The organism is Pseudomonas sp. PS02290, from assembly GCF_029960075.1.
GTDB lineage: Bacteria > Pseudomonadota > Gammaproteobacteria > Pseudomonadales > Pseudomonadaceae > Aquipseudomonas.
In genome coordinates, this window is the sequence record NZ_JASCOY010000045.1 from 16,824 (window position 1) to 34,752 (window position 17,929).

Here is a 17,929-nt window from a genome sequence, read left to right on the forward strand (position 1 = left end):
TTGGGTCGCGTGCCGCCAGGGGCTGTGGGGGCTCTGGCGGTTGGGGGCGGTTACCAACTCCCATAGGGAATGCCGTGCTGTTCTACGTAAGCTTTGTTCTCCGGTTCGAGCGGGATGTACTTGCCTTTGCTTGCGCCACGGTAGGGACCGAGCGGCTCGACTTCAGCCTGAAAGCGGCCGACCTCCTTATGCTCTAAACACCCTGCTCCGACCCAGACCTTCACGATGCCTCCGGGCGCCATGCCCAGGCTTATGGTGTTCCGATATAGAGTGACGACTTCCTGATCCCAGCTACAAAACTCCCGCTGTGGCTTGATCATTTCATAGCGTACCCACTGGGGTATTTTGATCAAAACTTTGTAGGCTTGTGGTTCAACTAAGGATTGCCAGCGCAGAAAAATTTGATCTGGCAAGTCGACGTTATTGATGGGTTTGGACTTGCCTCCTCCTTTGTGCCAGCCATCCGGCTGACCCGTGTAGCTTGCGACGCCACCGTGCACGCGAAAAAATGCAAGGCCGCGCTGATCCAGCACATCAACCGTCTCCACCCACACCTCCATATTTTGGGGCGCCGCCAACCCTACATACCACGCCGGATACGGCAGCTTGGGCCTCGCTGGAAATGAAGAGTTAGCTGCACAGGCACTCAGGCTGATCAGCAATACCACTGCATACGCCAAGTGCCTCATTCGGGATAACCTTCTTGCGGACGATTGAGATGCACCTTCCTACGATTCAGCGGTGCCGGTTTGCTGAGTAAGAAGGGACCTTCAGGGGTCCAGTGTGCGGACAGGTGGATGTACCTCGCTCGTAGCAACGCCTCTTGCGCAGGTTCGAGTCTTACGAGCCGGTCCGTCATCACCCACTGCAAGATTCGCTTGGCGATAGGCCTGAGCTCGTCGGGCATTGCGAGCTCAGGCCGCCCGTCCAGGCTCTTAAACGGGACGCCGTGACGCATCCCCATCTCACGCATGACACGCAGTGCAATCAGGCTCAGTTCGCCATGCACCGGGCGTTCAAGGATTACGGTTATCCAGTAGTCCTGCATGACCGGCTCAGCTTTGCCGCGAGAATTAGTTGCTGCAGGCCAGGCTTTCACCGCAACGTAGCCATCGCGGGCCACGCCTGATTCGCGCAATGCCTTGGCGTCCGCCTCTGCAAGGGCCCACGCGGCATGGGATTCAACCCTTTGACCGGTCGGAGCGCTGGCCTTGCGGGGTCGTGTCATCCACAGTTTTTCCCGCGCGCGCGGTAGATATCCCCCACCAACATCGGAGTGGGCGCCCGGCAGGCCTATCTGGAGGTGCGTGTGGTGCACGTTGTTGAGAGAAAAGTCGGCGCGGTACTCGTCGAGCGCTTGAAGCTGGATAACCTGCCGCGCGCAGTCGGGTGGCAGGTAGAGATTTACGCCTCGATTAATGTCATCGCCGGGACTGAAATCGCCACGCAAGGGTGTCGAGATCGCGGCAACGGTATCAAACAGGCCAATCAGATTGATGCACACATCAGCGGCGGGATCGAAGCTTCCTGGGAGACCGCCCCTGCCGCTTGTGAGCATCTCGCTGAATATTCCGCGTCCGGGCTTCAATACTTCGTTGGCGCAATGTCGTGCAGCAGCAGCGCCACGGCTGAAACCAAACACGTCAAACTCGATTTTGCTTATCGTCACACTGGGGTTTTTTGTAATGAATTCCCGCAGACGCCCCCTTACTGAGTTAGGTGCTTGCTGCACCCGCGCCACAACGCCCGTTTCACCCTGGCCCAATCCCTGCCCATAAAGAGTGGCATCCTCGCCGCCACTACGAGTGCCGATCCCTTCTATGTAAGTGGAGATATAGGCGATTGTTTGGTCTGCTTTAAGCGGAGTAGTGCTGTTATCCGGATACAAATCATACAAATGCGCCACATTACTCGGCGCATTCCCGTAACTGTTATTCGGCGCGCTGTTAAACGCACTGCCGTCAAACTCTCCAAACCCATACTGCTTGCACGTCGCCGCAATGCTCTCCAGCTCTTCACGGCTGAAGCTGTCCAGATCCGATTGCCGGCACTGTGCGGTCGCCGTCGCATTACTTTGGTTATTCCCCGTGCCATCAAAGAACAACCCGATGCGCAGGGTGATCCCTTCGGTGATTTCCTCTTCCTCTTCTTCCTCCTCAAGTGTCTCGGGCTGTTCAACCGGCGCAGCATTTTTGATCATGCTCCGCTCGTAGTGAATGTTGCCGCCGCTGAAGCTGGGCCAGAACTCGTGCAGTTCAGGCGGGATATCCAACAGTGGTGGCAAGGCCGGCAGTTCAACCTCCTGCGCGGCTTTCGGTCTGAAGTCGAAGTGCGCGGCTTTGATGAGATAGTCGCCGGCGGTGCCGGATTCGATGCTGCACCGCTCAATGGCGACGTAGCTGCCGCCAGCATTGAGGACGATCCGCTTCTTCGCCGTGATGTGAATTTCATCTTCGGTGCTGGTGATGTTTATGCCCCGGCGAGCGAGTAATTCCAGATTATTGTTCTGTGCCTGGATGCTCACCGGGCCTTCGTTGGAAATCAGCTTGAGGCCGACCTTGCGAACGAACAGGCTCAGGCCCTGGCCTATACCCATGAACAGTTTCTTGACCACGCTGATGTCGGCGTGGCCGCCCGCGTCGAGCATCAGGTTGTCTAGTGCGGCCAGTTGCAGATGCTTGCCGCTGGTCAGCGCAATACCATCCGGTGCGCTGAGCAGCAGGACCGAGGATTTGAGCGCGTCCAGGTCCTGTTTCAGCAGATCGAGTTGCGCCTGCACGTCGGCGGGGTCGGCTTGACTGACTGCGGCGTCTGCCGAGATTGTTTCCAACCGATCGCCGGCACTTTGCAACCGACCGACCGCCGCGCTCATGTCGAGCTGTTTACCCTGCGCCTTGGTCTGTTCATCCGCACTGATAAACACCCCACGCCCGGCCCGAATCGCACCCCAACCATCGGTGCGTAGTTCAAACCCTTCTCCGCGTTTCAGCTTCTCGTCATCCACCAGATGCCCTAGATTGAGCTGGCTCTTGCCGCTGTGTTCGGTGCTGAGCTTGATGTGCTCTTTCCCGCGATCGTCTTCCATGCGCAGCTTGTTATTGGCTGGCGTGCGCAGCACGTTGCGTTTGTAATCGCTGCGCAGCAGCGTCACATGATCGGGATGGCGGCTGTCGTGAAGGGCGTGAGCGATATAGGGCCGGTCCGGGTCGCCCTGCTCGAAGGCAATCGCTACTTCGGTGCCGCAGATCAGTGGCAGGTGCAGGCCGTGGGTATCCCCGGCGTAAGGCCGAGCCAACCTGAGCCAGAGACTTTCCTCACCCAACTTCCAGCTGTCTCGGTCAAACAGAAAGCTGACCTTGTAGCGGCCTTCGCTGTCGATGTGGCTATACGGATCGTTGGCCAGCGAACTGGTCACGCGCGCCGGAACAGTGCCCGCTATCTCAGGCCTGGCCAGCAACGGCGGCCGAAAACACACACTTTCCGAATACGGAATCGCCTCAAAACTCAGCTCAAAACTGCGATCCCGCGCAGCGCGCAGCTTCAATCGTGTAATCACCGCCCCCGGTTCAAACGCCTGAGGCGCCCCACCGGAAATCGCCAGCACCTGCGCCAATCCCAACGAAGCACTGCTGCTCACGCCACTTAAGCGAGTCTGATCATTCAGATACCGCTCATGCTGCAACCGGGCATAGAAGAACCCGCTTTCCCCCATCAGATCCTCATCCTGATCCAGCTTGTCGCCAAGCACCTTATAAGGCTCGGCATAGTGATACGCCTCGCCATAAGTCGTGGAATCCCCCCGCGTCTGTTCCACATCCCCATCCAGCCACGCACTCGCATCCCGATGGTGATAAGCACGAAAGTGAACGCTCTGCTCCACAACCCCATGACTGGACTGCAGCCCCCAGACCCCGTCCTGCCCGCTGCTGCCCAACCCCGACTGAGGCCTGAACGGCAGACTGATCCGAGGCCGAACGTAATGCCGCTGATCATCATGAAACTCGACGACCGCAATCCCCAATCGCTCATCGTTAGTGAAGCGGTACCAGATCCCCACCTCAGCCAACAGCCGCGAAATAAACGCCAGATCACTCTCGCCGTACTGCATCACCTGCTCACGCGTCGGATACTCCCGCATCAACGTGAACAGAAAATCCTGCCCCTCAAAATCGTGCCGTGACCGCAAGATGCTCTCGACAATCTGCGGTACCGACTGATGCTGATAGATCCGAAACTGCCGCCCCCGCGCCAGCAACGCCAGGCGCGGTTCCAGCGTCACTTCATAGCGCGCCTCGTCAGCAGAACCCGACAGCCGTTTAAACCCGGTAATCACCCCATACAGTGTCCGCAGCGCCTCAACTTTAGGCACCGACAAACCACGAATCGCCACCGGCAACGTATGCGCCGCCGCATGCAGGCTGAACTGAGCGGTCTTCCCCAGCACCCGATCAGCGCCGATGTCCTGTTCGACGGAAGTAAATTCCACGCGATAAAGAAATGGCTGACTCAGCCGCTCCTCGCCGTCGAAGGCAAGTACATCGAGCGCAATGGGCAAACCATGAACAACAAGTTTATGGCGGCTGTGATCGAAGAAAGGTGGCAATACGGTGAGCATGGGTGAGCGTCCTTGGCAGGAATAAGCGCCCCTGACCGGTCTGCAGAAAACCGGGTCAACTCGTCCATGAGAGAGGGCTGAGGCGGGCGAAGATGAGGCTTTTCAAAGCGTCATTCCATAGGCAAAACACGAACCGGACGCGTCCTAATGAAGATCAAGAATTCCCCTACACAGCCTCCCAAGCCGAGACCCCGGCGCAACGAGTGCTAGACTCGCGCACCGTCCATTGCCCGACCGATTTCATGTTTGCTCCCTCATCACCACTCCCTGGTGCACCGCTGCAACCCCTCCGTTTCGACTGGCTCCAGGCAGCCGGCGTGGAGGCGGCGATCCTGCGGCTGGACCTTGTCGATCCGCTGATCAGCGGCAATAAATGGTTCAAGCTCAAGCACCATCTGGCGGCGGCTGAACAGGCCGGGGCACAGGGCGTTATCAGCCTGGGCGGCGCGCATTCCAATCACCTGCATGCGCTGGCGGCGGCGGGTAAGCGCTTTGGTTTTGCCACGGTCGGGTTGCTGCGCGGGCATGCGGTCGAGACGCCGACGGTGCTGGATCTGCGGGCGTTCGGCATGGAGCTGCACTGGCTGGGCTACGCCGGATATCGCGCGCGGCATGACGCGGATTTCTGGGGGCCGTGGCGCGAGCGTTATCCGCATCTTTATCCGGTGCCTGAAGGCGGCAGCGGGCTCGACGGGGCAGTGGGCTGCGTTGAAATCGTCGAACAGGCGCGCCGCCAGCTCGGCCTTTTGGGATGGGAAGATTACGACTGCTGGTGGCTGGCGTGCGGGACTGGCACCACATTGGCTGGACTGGTGCTGGCGGAGGCGGGGCAGCATGAGGTAATCGGCGCGATGGCGGTGCCCGATGGTCATGGGGTTGAGGGCAATGTGGAGGACATTCTTTCAGCCTTCGTGAGCAAACTCACTCCTACAGGGGCGGTTTCGTTGTCGAAACCGGCGACCTTGGCCGAACGTGATCAACAGCTGCTTAACGCCACTTTGCCTACCAGCTGTAAACCTCAGGGTTACCGCTTGCTCGACGCCAGCCGTGGCGGCTTCGCGAAGACCGACCCCGCGTTGCTCGACTTCATCGCCCGTCACCAAGCCGAATCCGGAATACCCCTCGAGCCGCTTTACACCGGCAAGGCTTTGCTGGCGCTGCACGACGAAGTGATCTCGGGCCGAGTCGCCAAGGGCACGCGGCTGATTTTCCTGCACACGGGGGGATTACAGGGCAAACGAACTTTCGATCCTGAACTAGCACATCGCTGACGCCCAGGCACGCATTCGCGTACTGGCACGAATCCTGCGGTCCAGACCTCCCGACAGGTCGGTCCTGAGTACGTCGGCGGCATTTCTGGAGTCGGGCGGGCAGGGCGCTGTGCCGATAATCGGATCTTTCCCACGTGCGCCGAGGTTTCCATGACCACTCCCGTCTTTGAGCAGGTTGATCCTGCCACTCTGAGAAAAGTCATCGTGGCGGCCGCCATCGGCAATTTCGTCGAATGGTTCGACTTCGCGGTGTACGGCTTTCTGGCCACGACCATCGCCCAGCAGTTCTTCCCCAGCGGCGATGCCAGCGCGGCGTTGTTGAAAACCTTCGCGGTGTTCGCCGTGGCCTTCGCGTTTCGTCCCCTCGGCGGGGTGTTCTTCGGCATGCTGGGCGACCGCATCGGCCGCAAACGCACGCTGGCGTTCACCATTCTGCTGATGGCCGGGGCGACGACAATCATCGGTCTGTTGCCGACCTACGCGGCAATCGGCGTGATGGCGCCCGTCTTGCTCACCCTCATTCGCTGCGCCCAGGGTTTTTCTGCCGGCGGCGAGTACGCGGGGGCGTGCGCTTACTTGATGGAGCACGCGCCACGCACGCAGCGGGCGTGGTACGGCAGCTTCGTGCCGGTATCGACTTTTTCGGCGTTCGCGGCGGCGGCGATCATTGCCTACGCGCTGGAAGCCTCGCTGAGCACCGAAGCCATGGGCAGTTGGGGCTGGCGGCTGCCGTTTCTGATCGCAGCGCCGTTGGGGCTGGTCGGGCTGTACCTGCGCTGGAAACTGGACGAAACACCTGCGTTTCAGGCGGTCAAGCAGGAGCATGCTGTCGCTCATTCGCCCCTTAAGGAAACCCTGCGCAACCACGGCGCGGTGATTTGCTGCCTTGGCGCGTTCGTGTCGCTGACGGCGCTGTCGTTCTACATGTTCACCACCTATTTCGCGACCTACTTGCAGGTGGCGGGCGGGCTGAGTCGTGCCACCGCGCTGCTGGTGTCGTTGATCGCCTTGCTGTTCGCCGCCGCCATCTGTCCGGTGGCCGGGGCATTTTCCGACAAGGTCGGGCGCCGCAAGACCGTGCTCAGCACCTGTGTCCTGCTGATCGTGGTGGTGTATCCGTCGTTTTTGATGGCCAGTTCCGGTTCGTTTGTGGCGTCGATCGTCGGCGTGATGTTGCTGGCGATTGGCGCGGTCCTGTGCGGAGTGGTCACGGCGGCGCTGTTGTCGGAGACCTTTCCGACACGCACCCGTTACACCGCTTCGGCGATCACCTACAACATGGCGTACACAATCTTCGGCGGAACGGCGCCGCTGATGGCGACCTGGTTGATCGGCGCGACGGGCAGCAACCTGGCGCCGGCGTTTTACCTGATCGTGATCGCGCTGCTGGCGCTGGCGGGCGGGCTGGCCCTGCCGGAGACGTCCAAAGTGTCGCTGCATGAGGTCGAGGGTTCGCTGACGGCGCGGGGGAGATTGCAGACGGTGGTTTGACTGGGGGCGGTGCTCTATGCTCGCGTAGATGTCGGAATATCTGCTGGAGTTTCGGCAGATTGCAGGCCGTCTTCGTGAGCAAGCTCACTCCCACAAGGGGTGCGCCTGCCAGACGATAACGGGGTGCCAGAACAACTGCAACACGCTATCCCACTCACAAATCAGCAACAAAACATGGCAGCGGCGCCCCAAAAAATGGCACATTGGCGACCCCTTGTGCCGCTGACATGTTCTGTAACGAGTCCGACGGCGCGTCAACGTTCGATGGATGGACCCGATGGCCGTTACTCGCCCTGCAACCGTGCCCGCGACCGATACCCAACCCGTTCCCGCCCCGCAATCAGCGCAATCAAGCCCCTTGGTCATGCGCATCATCGGTGCGGTGGCACTGGCGCACCTGCTCAATGACCTGATCCAGTCGATCCTGCCTTCGATCTACCCGATGCTGAAGGCCTCGTACGGCCTGAGTTTCACCCAGGTCGGGCTGATCACCCTGACGTTTCAGGTCACGGCGTCGTTGCTTCAGCCCTGGGTCGGCTATTTCACCGACCGTCATCCCAACCCGCTGGTGCTGCCGGTCGGCTCGTTGTGCATTCTGGGCGGCGTGATGCTGCTCGCGACCGTCGGCAGCTTCCCGCTGATCCTGCTCGCCGCAGGGTTGATCGGCATCGGCTCGTCGACCTTCCACCCCGAAGCCTCGCGCATCGCCCGGCTGGCCTCAGGCGGGCGCTTTGGCCTGGCGCAATCGACCTTTCAGGTGGGCGGCAACAGCGGATCGGCCATCGGGCCGCTGCTGGCGGCGGCGATCATCATCCCGTTCGGCCAGGGGCACATCGCCTGGTTCGGGCTGGTGGCGCTGTTTTCCGTGGGCCTGCTGTACGCCATCAGCCGCTGGTACAAGGCGCACCTGGCGCTGTTCAAGATCAAGGCCGGGCAAGCGGCGACCCACGGACTGTCGAAGCGTCGGGTGACCAGCGCGCTGGTGGTGCTGGCGCTGCTGGTGTTCTCCAAATATTTCTACATGGCCAGCTTCACCAGCTACTTCACCTTCTACCTGATCGACAAATTCCATCTGTCCGTGGCCAGTTCCCAGTTGCACTTGTTTATGTTCCTGGCGGCGGTGGCGGCGGGCACGTTCTTCGGCGGGCCGATCGGTGATCGCATCGGCCGCAAGGCGGTGATCTGGTTCTCGATTCTGGGCGTGGCGCCGTTCACCATCGCGTTGCCCTACGCCGACCTGTTCTGGACAAGCGTGCTCAGCGTGATCATCGGTTTCATCCTGGCCTCGGCGTTTTCGGCCATCGTGGTCTACGCCCAGGAGCTGGTGCCGGGCAACGTCGGCATGATCGCCGGCATCTTCTTTGGTCTGATGTTCGGCTTCGGCGGCATCGGCGCTGCATTATTGGGTCACCTCGCGGATCTTCACGGCATCGTTTATGTCTACAGGCTGTGCTCCTACCTGCCGCTGTTGGGCATCCTCGCCATCCTGCTTCCGAGAACTTCAAAAAGATGTTGATAGCCGTCGCGATTTTTCTGGTCACCATCACCCTGGTGATCTGGCAACCCAAAGGCCTTGGTGTCGGCTGGAGTGCAACCTTTGGCGCAGTGCTCGCCCTGATTTTCGGTGTGGTGCACCTGAGTGACATCCCCCAGGTCTGGCACATCATCTGGAACGCCACCGGGACGTTCATTGCGCTGATCATCATCAGCCTGCTGCTCGACGAGGCCGGGTTCTTCAACTGGGCCGCGCTGCACGTAGCGCGCTGGGGCAACGGCAAGGGCCGGCGGCTGTTCGCGTTCATCGTGCTGCTCGGCGCGCTGGTGTCGGCGCTGTTCGCCAACGACGGCGCGGCGTTGATCCTTACGCCCATCGTCATGTCGATGCTGCTGGCGCTACGCTTTTCGCCGGCGACCACCCTGGCCTTCGTCATGGCGGCGGGGTTCATCGCCGACACCGCGAGCCTGCCGCTGGTGGTCTCCAACCTGGTCAATATCGTGTCCGCCGACTATTTCGGCATCGGTTTCAACCGCTACGCCTCGGTGATGGTGCCGGTCAATCTGGTCAGCGTCGCCGCCACGCTGGCAGTGCTGATGCTGTTCTTCCGCCGCGATATCCCGAAAACCTTCGACGCCTCGCAACTGGCCGAACCGTCTTCGGCCATCAAGGACCGCGCTACCTTCAAGACCGGCTGGTGGGTGCTGGGGATTTTGCTGGTGGGCTGTTTTGCCCTGGAACCGCTGGGGATTCCGATCAGTGCGATCTCCGCCGTGTGCGCCGCGATCCTGCTGGGCATCGCTGCCAAGGGCCACCGCATCTCGACGCGCAAGGTATTGAAAGACGCGCCGTGGCAGATCGTGATTTTCTCCCTGGGCATGTACCTGGTGGTGTACGGCCTGCGCAATCAGGGCCTGACCGATTACCTCGCGACCTGGCTCGATCGCTTTGCCGAACACGGTTTGTGGGGCGCGGCGATGGGCACGGGCGTGCTGACGGCGCTGCTGTCGTCGGTGATGAACAACCTGCCGACGGTGCTGATTGGCCTGTTGTCCATTGATGCAAGCCACGCCCACGGCGTGCTGCAGGAAGCGATGATTTATGCCAACGTCATCGGCAGCGACCTGGGCCCGAAAATTACCCCGATCGGCAGTCTTGCTACCTTGTTGTGGCTGCATGTGCTGGCGAAGAAGGGCGTGACCATCGGCTGGGGCTATTACTTCCGCGTCGGCATCGTGCTGACCGTACCGGTGCTGTTGATTACTCTCGCGGCGCTGGTGGTGCGACTGAGTCTGTAACGCGGCGGGCGTCCGGCTGGTTCGGCCACAGGTCCGACACCAGAAACAGCCGCTCGGCCTCTTCCCAGTGGCCGTCGGCATGGCGTGTCAGGCGCACCAGCAGTTGCGCCGGCGCCAGCGGGTCGAGGGCACACAGCCAGTCCTGAAACTCGCGGGGTGTCCATGCCTCGTCGCAGCGCGCTGGTGCCAGCCAGGCCGGACGCGGCAGCAATTGCCAGCGGCCGTCCAGGCTGTTTTCTGCGTAACCCGGCCAGTCCTTTTGATGCAGCCACCTCCCGCGCAGATGCTCGGGATGGGCACCTTGCGGCGAGGATGCAGTCTTTGGCCACGGGTAAAACAGATAACCCCCCAGCCAGAGCGACGCGCCGAAGGTGTTCACACCGCGTTCGGCGAGGATCGCTGCGCTTTCCGGGCGCGCCGACATGGGCAGTTGATGCTCATTAAGGTGGGCGAGCTTCACATCCAGCCGGTCAACGGAGCCGGGGCCGAGCCAGTGCGCCGGATCTTCGCCGTCCTGGTCTTCCCGACCAAGGTAGAGCTTGATCGCCAGCTCGACGTGGTAAACGCCGTCTTTATCCCGCAGCAGCAGGTCCAGCTCGCCCAGCGTGCGCCCTTCGCCCTGGATCGGCAGATTCGCCGCGAGCAGCTCGACGCCTGGCGCGTGCTGGATCGCGAATTGCCACAGCCGCTCGTAATACAGCCCGAGCCGGCGCGTCGAGCTTCTCGCCAGCCAGTCGCTGAGTGCGCTGTCGTCTTGGTCCAGCTGCGTTAAAAACGCTTCAAGCGCTTCGGGCTGCTGCACCCAGTCACTGCCGCTGAGCGGGTGACGCTGGGGCCACCGGGTTTCCGCCAGCAGGGGCGGCGACAGAATCACCCACGCCAGGTCACGCACGGTGGGCGTACGCAGCTGACGGGGCAGGGCGCTCAGGGACGGGAAAGGGTTATTCATCCAGGCAGAATAGCGGGTGATGGGCGCTTGGGGCCACCGCTCCACCGTCGCCTTCGGATGCAACCCAAACATTTCGCACCCATGGAACGGCGCTGATCGGAGGTTGCGCGCAGAGAGCCCATTTGCCGCCCCCGACCCCTTCGCCCATAATCGCGTTCTTTACACGCATCAAGCCTGCGGGAGCCCCATGGAGCAATTTCGAAATATCGGCATCATTGGTCGCCTGGGCAGTACCCAGGTGGTGGAGACCGTTCGCCGACTCAAGAAATTCCTGATATCCCGGCACCTGCATGTGATCCTCGAAGACGCCATTGCCGAGGTCCTGCCTGGCCACGGTTTGCAGACCTCTTCGCGCAAGATGCTCGGCGAAGTCTGCGACATGGTCATCGTCGTCGGCGGCGACGGCAGTCTGCTCGGCGCTGCCCGTGCGCTGGCCAAGCACAACGTGCCGGTGCTGGGCATCAACCGCGGCAGTCTGGGGTTCCTGACCGACATTCGCCCCGATGAGCTGGAAGTCAAAGTCGCCGAAGTGCTCGACGGCCACTATCTGGTGGAAAACCGTTTCCTGCTGCAGGCCGAAGTGCGCCGCCATGGCGAAGCGATCGGCCAGGGCGACGCCCTCAACGACGTGGTGTTGCACCCTGGCAAGTCCACGCGGATGATCGAGTTCGAAATCTACATCGACGGCCAGTTCGTCTGCAGCCAGAAGGCCGACGGCCTGATCGTCGCCACCCCGACCGGCTCCACGGCCTACGCGCTGTCGGCGGGCGGCCCGATCATGCACCCCAAGCTCGACGCTATCGTCATCGTGCCGATGTACCCGCACACGCTGTCCGGCAGGCCGATTGTCGTCGATGGAAACAGTGAGCTGAAAATCGTTGTCTCAAAGGACATGACGATCTACCCACAGGTTTCCTGCGATGGCCAGAACCACTTCACCTGCGCGCCGGGTGACACCGTGACCGTGAAAAAGAAGCCGCAGAAGCTGCGCCTCATTCACCCCCTCGACCACAACTACTACGAAGTCTGCCGGACCAAACTCGGTTGGGGCAGTCGGCTTGGCGGCGGGAGCGACTGATGCTCGATCCCGCGCGTGGCTACGATCTGATCGGTGACGTGCATGGTTGTGCCCAGACCCTTGAGCACTTGCTCGCCACCCTTGGTTACCGCTTTCAGGCCGGCGTCTGGCGCCACCCTGAGCGCATCGCCGTGTTCCTGGGCGACATCATCGACCGCGGCCCGCACATTCGCGAAGCGCTGCACATCGTCCGTGACATGGTCGAGGCCGGCCAGGCGTTCTGCATCATGGGCAACCATGAATTCAACGCGCTGGGCTGGAGCACGCCGGCGCCGCCCGACAGCGGCCATGAGTGGGTGCGCGAACACACGCCGCGCCATGCCCGCCTGCTGGGCGAAACCCTGGCGCAGTTCGAGCAGCACCCCGGTGACTGGAATGACTTTCTCAAATGGTTTTATCAGTTGCCGCTGTTCATCGACGCCGAGCGCTTTCGTGTCGTCCACGCCTGTTGGGATGCCAGCCTGATCGCGCCTTTGCGCAGCGTTTACGGCGACGGCCGCATCGATCAGGCCTTCGTGCAGGCCTCGGCGGAGCCGGGCAGTTTTGCCAGCGCGGTGTTTGATCGGCTGCTGCGCGGCACCGACATGCGCCTGCCCCACGGCATGACCCTGACCGGCGGCGACGGCCTGACCCGCGCCTCGTTCCGCACCAAATTCTGGGAAGACGACCCGCAGACCTACGGCGACGTGGTGTTCCAGCCTGACGCGCTGCCGGAGCCCGTGGCCCGTCGGCCGCTGTCCCCCAGCGAGAAAAACGCGCTGCTGCGGTACGGCGCCGATGAGCCGCTGTTGTTCGTCGGTCACTACTGGCGCAGCGGCATTCCCGCACCGATCCGCCCCAACCTGGCCTGCCTCGACTACAGTGCCGTGCTCTACGGCAAGCTGGTCGCCTACCGGCTGGATCAGGAAATACAGATCGACCCGGACAAGTTCGTCTGGGTGGACGTTACCCGACCGGAGATAGGTCAATGAGTCCGGTTGCTGTCTTACGCCTGCCGCTTCAAACCGACCTGAGCGGTTTTGTCGAGTTGCTACGGCGCCTCAACGTGCCCCATCGGGTCAGCGAAGAGGCCGGCGAGCAAGTGCTGTGGGTGCCCGATGCGCCACAACTGGCCGATGACATCCGCCAGCTGTATCAGCAATACCCCGAAGGCGACCCGACCGCGCAGTTGCCGCCGGGCCGCGAAGTCGTGGCCGTGAGCAGGCCGAGCCCGCTGGTGCAAGTGCGCAGCAGCCCGGTGACCAGCGTGATCTTGCTGCTGTGCCTGATCGTCGCTGGCGTCACGTTGCTCGGCGACAACTTCGAGGCCTTGAGCTGGCTGACCTTCAACGACTTCCGCGTCAACGGCGAGTACATCCGCTTCCTGCCGGTGGAAACGTCCCTGGGGGCAGGGCAGTGGTGGCGGGTCGTCACGCCGATGCTGATTCACTTCGGCCTGCTGCACCTGGTGATGAACGCGCTGTGGTTCTGGGAACTGGGTCGGCGCATCGAAATGCGCCAGGGCGGTTGGCAATTGCTCGGGCTGACCCTGGCGTTCAGCGCGTTTTCAAATTACGTCCAGTATTTCTGGAGCGGCCCGAGCCTGTTCGGCGGCCTGTCCGGGGTACTTTATGGCTTGCTCGGCCATTGCTGGATCTTTCAATTGCTCGCCCCCAACCCCATGTATCGTTTACCACGGGGTGTTCTGGGGATGATGCTGATCTGGCTGGTGGTCTGCCTGTCCGGCGTCGTCGGTGCGTTCGGGTTTGGCGAAATCGCCAACGGCGCTCATGTCGGCGGACTGATCATCGGTTGTGCTACAGGTCTTGTGGGCGGTGCACTGGCCCGCCGCAAGCACTAAAATTGCCCGCTACATTCTGGGAGAACCCAATGTCCTCTTTTGTCGAAATGATCGAAAACATCACCCCGGACGTCTACGAAAGCCTGAAGCTGGCGGTGGAAATCGGCAAATGGTCCGACGGCCGCAAGCTGACCCAGGAGCAACGTGAGCTGTCGCTGCAGGCGTTGATTGCCTGGGAAGTGCGCAACGTGCCCGAGGACCAGCGCATCGGCTACATGGGCCCGCAAGAGTGCGCCTCGAAGTCGGCGCCGGTGCCCAATATCCTGTTCAAATCGGACTCCATTCATTGATTGAAATCGGCAGAGGCTCCGTCAACAAAATGTCCGCGCGGCTTGAGGCCTCGCGGGTGGAATACGCGTTCCGGCTGGGTGATTCACAGATCCCGGTCAATCCACTGATCGGCAAGACCGTGCGCCTTGAGTTTCTGGGTGCGATTCATTGCAGCCATTGCGGCAAGCGCACCAAAACCAGCTACAGCCAGGGCTATTGCTACCCGTGCATGCTCAAGCTGGCGCAGTGCGACCTGTGCATCATGAGCCCCGAGCGCTGCCATCACGAGCATGGCACCTGCCGCGATCCGGCGTGGGGCGAGCAGTTCTGCATGACCGATCACGTGGTCTATCTGGCCAACTCGTCGGGCGTCAAAGTCGGCATCACCCGCGCCACCCAGCTGCCCACCCGCTGGCTGGATCAGGGCGCCAGTCAGGCGTTGCCGATCGTGCGTTGCGCCACGCGCCAGCAGTCCGGTTTCGTCGAAGACCTGTTCCGCAGCCAGGTGGCCGACCGCACCAACTGGCGCGCGCTGCTCAAGGGCGACGCACCGGCGGTTGATCTGGCGGCGATTCGTCAGCAACTGTTCGACTCCTGCGCCGAAGGCCTGGTCGCGCTGCAGATGCGCTTTGGCCTGCAGGCCATTCAGGTGATGAACGATGTCGAGCCCATCGAGATTCGATACCCGGTAGAGGCCTATCCGACCAAGATCGTCAGCTTCAATCTGGACAAGGATCCGATCGCCGAAGGCACCCTGCTGGGCGTCAAAGGGCAGTACCTGATCTTCGACACCGGCGTGATCAATATTCGCAAATACACGGCGTATCAACTCGCCGTGCATCAGTAGCCCGTATTAGCAGAAGAAGGGACAACCGCATGCGCACCGACCAGCCCAAAATGATTTACCTGAAGGATTATCAGGCGCCTGAGTACCTCATTGACGAGACCCACCTGACATTCGAATTGTTCGACGACCACTCGCTGGTGCACGCGCAGCTGGTGATGCGCCGCAACCCGGAGCGCGCCGCGCTTGCCCAGGGCGCGGCCTTGCCACCGCTGGAACTCGACGGCCAGCAGCTTGAACTGCTGTCGGTGAAGCTGGCGGATGTCGACCTGTCCGAGGGCGACCTTGCACAGAACGGCTACCGGCTGACCCCTGACAGCCTGACCGTCCAGCCCACCTCCGAGACCTTCACCCTCGACACCACCGTGAAGATCCACCCGGAAACCAACACCGCCCTGGAAGGCCTGTACAAATCCAGTGGCATGTTCTGCACCCAGTGCGAGGCCGAGGGCTTCCGCAAGATCACCTATTACCTCGACCGCCCGGACGTGATGAGCAAATTCACCACGACGGTCAGCGCCAACAAGCAGGCTTTCCCGATCCTGCTGTCCAACGGCAACCTGATTGCCGCCGGCCCCTCCGATGACACCCAGCGTCACTGGGCAACCTGGGAGGACCCGTTCAAGAAGCCGGCCTACCTGTTCGCGCTGGTGGCCGGTGACTTGTGGTGCATCGAAGACACCTTCACCACCATGAGCCAGCGCAAGGTCACGCTGCGCATCTTCGTCGAGCCGGAAAACGTCGACAAATGCCAGCACGCCATGGACAGCCTGAAGAAGTCCATGCGCTGGGACGAAGAAGTCTATGGCCGCGAATACGATCTGGACATCTTCATGATCGTCGCCGTCAACGACTTCAACATGGGCGCCATGGAGAACAAGGGCCTCAACATCTTCAACTCCAGCGCCGTACTGGCCCGCGCCGAAACCGCCACCGATGCTGCTCACCAGCGCGTGGAAGCGATCGTTGCCCACGAATACTTCCACAACTGGACCGGCAACCGCGTCACCTGCCGCGACTGGTTCCAGCTGTCGCTGAAAGAAGGCTTCACGGTGTTCCGTGATTCCGGCTTCTCGGCGGACATGAACTCGGCCACGGTCAAGCGCATTCAAGACGTCGCCTACCTGCGCACCCACCAGTTCGCCGAAGACGCCGGCCCCATGGCCCACGCCGTGCGCCCCGACAGCTTCATCGAGATTTCCAACTTCTACACCCTGACCGTGTACGAGAAGGGCGCGGAAGTGGTCGGCATGATCCACACGCTGTTGGGCGTTGAAGGTTTCCGCAAGGGCAGCGACTTGTTCTTCGAGCGCCACGACGGCCAGGCCGTGACCTGCGACGACTTCGTCAAGGCCATGGAAGACGCCAACGGTGTCGACTTCACCCAGTTCAAGCGCTGGTACTCCCAGGCCGGCACGCCGCGTCTGGCGGTCAGCGAGTCCTATGACGCTGACGCGAAGACCTACAGCCTGACCTTCCGTCAGAGCACGCCGACCACGCCGGGCCAGCCGGGCGATCAGAAGCTGCCGTTCGTGATTCCGGTCGCCATGGGCCTGCTGGACGCTCAGGGTCAGGAGCTTCCGCTGCGCCTGCAGGGCGAGGCACCGGCGGTGAATACCTCCCGCGTGCTGTCGGTGACCGAAGCCGAGCAGACCTTCACCTTCATCGACATCGCCGAGCAGCCGCTGCCTTCGCTGCTGCGCGGGTTCTCGGCGCCGGTGAAACTGAGCTTCCCGTACAACCGCGATCAGCTGATGTTCCTGATGCAGCACGACAGCGACGGCTTCAACCGCTGGGATGCCGGTCAGCAATTGTCGGTTCAGGTGCTGCAGGACCTGATCGCCCAGCACCAGAAGGGCGAGCCGCTGGTCATGGATCAGCGTCTGATCACCGCGCTGCACACGGTGCTGACGGACGAGACTCTGGATCAGGCCATGGTCGCGGAAATGCTGTCGCTGCCGGGCGAGGCGTACCTCATCGAGATCAGCGAAGTGGCGGACGTCGACGCCATCCACGCCGCGCGGGAGTTTGCCCGTCAGCAATTGGCCGACAACCTGAGCGACGCGCTGTGGCAGCGTTATCAGGCCAACCGCGAGCTGTCGAAGCAGACGCCGTACGTGGCTGCGTCCGAGCACTTCGCTCGCCGTGCCTTGCAGAACATCGCGCTGTCGTACCTGATGCAGACCGGCAAGCCGGACGTGCTGGCCGCCGCCATCGATCAGTTCGACACGGCCGACAACATGACCGAGCGGCTGACCGCGCTGGCCGTGTTGGTGAACTCGCCGTTCGAGGCAGAGAAGGCCAAGGCGCTGGAAGTGTTCGCGGAAAACTTCAAGGACAACGCACTGGTCATGGATCAGTGGTTCAGCGTACAGGCCGGCAGCACCTTGCCGGGCGGGCTGGAGCGGGTGAAAGCGCTGATGCAGCACCCGGCGTTCACGATGAAGAACCCGAACAAGGTGCGTGCCCTAATCGGTGCCTTTGCCGGGCAGAACCTGATCAACTTCCACGCGGCGGACGGTTCGGGCTATCGCTTCCTGGCCGATCTGGTCATCGAGCTGAACGGCTTCAACCCGCAGATCGCCTCTCGCCAACTGGCGCCACTGACCCGCTGGCGCAAGTACGACAGTGCGCGGCAAGCGCTGATGAAGGCGGAACTGGAGCGCATCCTCGCCTCCGGCCCGCTGTCGCCGGACGTGTATGAAGTGGTGAGCAAAAGCCTGGCGTAAACCGGGCGGTTGTTGAAAAGGGCTGTCCGTTTGCGCGGACAGCCCTTTT

The 17,929-nt window shown here is 61.8% G+C and carries 13 protein-coding genes and 1 pseudogene; 10 read left to right on the forward strand and 4 right to left on the reverse strand.

Translation table 11 applies throughout. From position 1 onward, the window contains the following. Positions 1 to 50: 50 nt before the first annotated feature. The 3 genes and pseudogenes from QMX88_RS18400 to QMX88_RS18410 form a co-directional block, all read right to left on the reverse strand. Positions 51 to 668 (reverse strand): DUF2931 family protein, encoded by a 618-nt coding sequence (locus QMX88_RS18400; protein ID WP_282371746.1) that lies wholly within the window; start codon positions 666 to 668, stop codon positions 51 to 53. A gap of 17 nt (positions 669 to 685) precedes the next feature. Then, a complete protein-coding gene (locus QMX88_RS29465; protein WP_336620234.1) occupies positions 686 to 2,200 on the reverse strand; it encodes a T6SS phospholipase effector Tle1-like catalytic domain-containing protein in 1,515 nt (504 codons plus the stop codon). A gap of 152 nt (positions 2,201 to 2,352) precedes the next feature. Continuing rightward, positions 2,353 to 4,615 (reverse strand): annotated as a pseudogene (locus QMX88_RS18410) (type VI secretion system Vgr family protein); the annotation flags it as partial. Between the two features lie 242 nt (positions 4,616 to 4,857). On the opposite strand from QMX88_RS18410, the gene QMX88_RS18415 reads away from it, so the two are divergent. The 4 genes from QMX88_RS18415 to QMX88_RS18430 all read left to right on the forward strand — a co-directional run bounded on the left by QMX88_RS18415 (position 4,858) and on the right by QMX88_RS18430 (position 10,170). Then, the gene (locus QMX88_RS18415) at positions 4,858 to 5,886 is read left to right on the forward strand and encodes a 1-aminocyclopropane-1-carboxylate deaminase/D-cysteine desulfhydrase (protein ID WP_282371747.1); all 1,029 of its coding nucleotides are present in this window, start codon (positions 4,858 to 4,860) and stop codon (positions 5,884 to 5,886) included. Positions 5,887 to 6,036: 150 nt separating this feature from the next. After that, the gene (locus QMX88_RS18420; protein ID WP_282371748.1) at positions 6,037 to 7,377 is read left to right on the forward strand and encodes an MFS transporter; all 1,341 of its coding nucleotides are present in this window, start codon (positions 6,037 to 6,039) and stop codon (positions 7,375 to 7,377) included. 364 nt (positions 7,378 to 7,741) lie between these two features. Next, positions 7,742 to 8,893 (forward strand): MFS transporter, encoded by a 1,152-nt coding sequence (locus tag QMX88_RS18425; RefSeq protein ID WP_282371764.1) that lies wholly within the window; start codon positions 7,742 to 7,744, stop codon positions 8,891 to 8,893. Beyond that, positions 8,887 to 10,170, forward strand: a complete 1,284-nt coding sequence (locus QMX88_RS18430; RefSeq protein WP_282371749.1) for an arsenic transporter — start codon at positions 8,887 to 8,889, stop codon at positions 10,168 to 10,170. The genes QMX88_RS18425 and QMX88_RS18430 overlap by 7 nt, the downstream gene beginning before the upstream one ends. On the opposite strand, the gene QMX88_RS18435 is transcribed toward QMX88_RS18430, so the two are convergent. Next, positions 10,133 to 11,119 (reverse strand): DUF1853 family protein, encoded by a 987-nt coding sequence (locus QMX88_RS18435; protein ID WP_282371750.1) that lies wholly within the window; start codon positions 11,117 to 11,119, stop codon positions 10,133 to 10,135. The two genes, QMX88_RS18430 and QMX88_RS18435, sit on opposite strands and share 38 nt — an antisense overlap. A gap of 187 nt (positions 11,120 to 11,306) precedes the next feature. On the opposite strand from QMX88_RS18435, the gene QMX88_RS18440 reads away from it, so the two are divergent. Genes QMX88_RS18440 through pepN form a run of 6 tightly spaced genes read left to right on the forward strand, consistent with a single transcriptional unit; the run spans position 11,307 to position 17,880 of the window. Then, positions 11,307 to 12,197, forward strand: coding sequence for an NAD(+) kinase (locus tag QMX88_RS18440; RefSeq protein WP_037011709.1), 891 nt, complete (start codon positions 11,307 to 11,309; stop codon positions 12,195 to 12,197). Further along, entirely contained in the window at positions 12,197 to 13,168 is a 972-nt protein-coding gene (locus tag QMX88_RS18445) for a metallophosphoesterase (RefSeq protein ID WP_282371751.1), read from the forward strand. The genes QMX88_RS18440 and QMX88_RS18445 overlap by 1 nt, the downstream gene beginning before the upstream one ends. Beyond that, the gene (locus QMX88_RS18450) at positions 13,165 to 14,037 is read left to right on the forward strand and encodes a rhomboid family intramembrane serine protease (protein WP_282371752.1); all 873 of its coding nucleotides are present in this window, start codon (positions 13,165 to 13,167) and stop codon (positions 14,035 to 14,037) included. The genes QMX88_RS18445 and QMX88_RS18450 overlap by 4 nt, the downstream gene beginning before the upstream one ends. A gap of 29 nt (positions 14,038 to 14,066) precedes the next feature. After that, positions 14,067 to 14,327, forward strand: coding sequence for a YeaC family protein (locus QMX88_RS18455; protein WP_074888021.1), 261 nt, complete (start codon positions 14,067 to 14,069; stop codon positions 14,325 to 14,327). Further along, positions 14,324 to 15,154, forward strand: a complete 831-nt coding sequence (locus QMX88_RS18460; protein WP_282371753.1) for a DUF2797 domain-containing protein — start codon at positions 14,324 to 14,326, stop codon at positions 15,152 to 15,154. Before QMX88_RS18455 ends, QMX88_RS18460 begins: the two co-directional genes overlap by 4 nt. Positions 15,155 to 15,183: 29 nt before the next feature. Beyond that, complete coding sequence (gene pepN, locus QMX88_RS18465) at positions 15,184 to 17,880, forward strand: aminopeptidase N (protein ID WP_282371754.1); 2,697 nt, start codon at positions 15,184 to 15,186, stop codon at positions 17,878 to 17,880. Positions 17,881 to 17,929: the final 49 nt, after the last annotated feature.

What these genes read in the sequence shown, in the direction of transcription:
- QMX88_RS29465 (WP_336620234.1), bottom strand. Translation starts at nt 2,200, where the DNA reads ATGATCAAAAATGCTGCGCCGGTTGAACAGCCCGAGACACTTGAGGAG.
- QMX88_RS18415 (WP_282371747.1), top strand. Translation starts at nt 4,858, where the DNA reads ATGTTTGCTCCCTCATCACCACTCCCTGGTGCACCGCTGCAACCCCTC.
- QMX88_RS18420 (WP_282371748.1), top strand. Translation starts at nt 6,037, where the DNA reads ATGACCACTCCCGTCTTTGAGCAGGTTGATCCTGCCACTCTGAGAAAA.
- QMX88_RS18425 (WP_282371764.1), top strand. Translation starts at nt 7,742, where the DNA reads ATGCGCATCATCGGTGCGGTGGCACTGGCGCACCTGCTCAATGACCTG.
- QMX88_RS18430 (WP_282371749.1), top strand. Translation starts at nt 8,887, where the DNA reads ATGTTGATAGCCGTCGCGATTTTTCTGGTCACCATCACCCTGGTGATC.
- QMX88_RS18435 (WP_282371750.1), bottom strand. Translation starts at nt 11,119, where the DNA reads ATGAATAACCCTTTCCCGTCCCTGAGCGCCCTGCCCCGTCAGCTGCGT.
- QMX88_RS18440 (WP_037011709.1), top strand. Translation starts at nt 11,307, where the DNA reads ATGGAGCAATTTCGAAATATCGGCATCATTGGTCGCCTGGGCAGTACC.
- QMX88_RS18445 (WP_282371751.1), top strand. Translation starts at nt 12,197, where the DNA reads ATGCTCGATCCCGCGCGTGGCTACGATCTGATCGGTGACGTGCATGGT.
- QMX88_RS18450 (WP_282371752.1), top strand. Translation starts at nt 13,165, where the DNA reads ATGAGTCCGGTTGCTGTCTTACGCCTGCCGCTTCAAACCGACCTGAGC.
- QMX88_RS18455 (WP_074888021.1), top strand. Translation starts at nt 14,067, where the DNA reads ATGTCCTCTTTTGTCGAAATGATCGAAAACATCACCCCGGACGTCTAC.
- pepN (WP_282371754.1), top strand. Translation starts at nt 15,184, where the DNA reads ATGCGCACCGACCAGCCCAAAATGATTTACCTGAAGGATTATCAGGCG.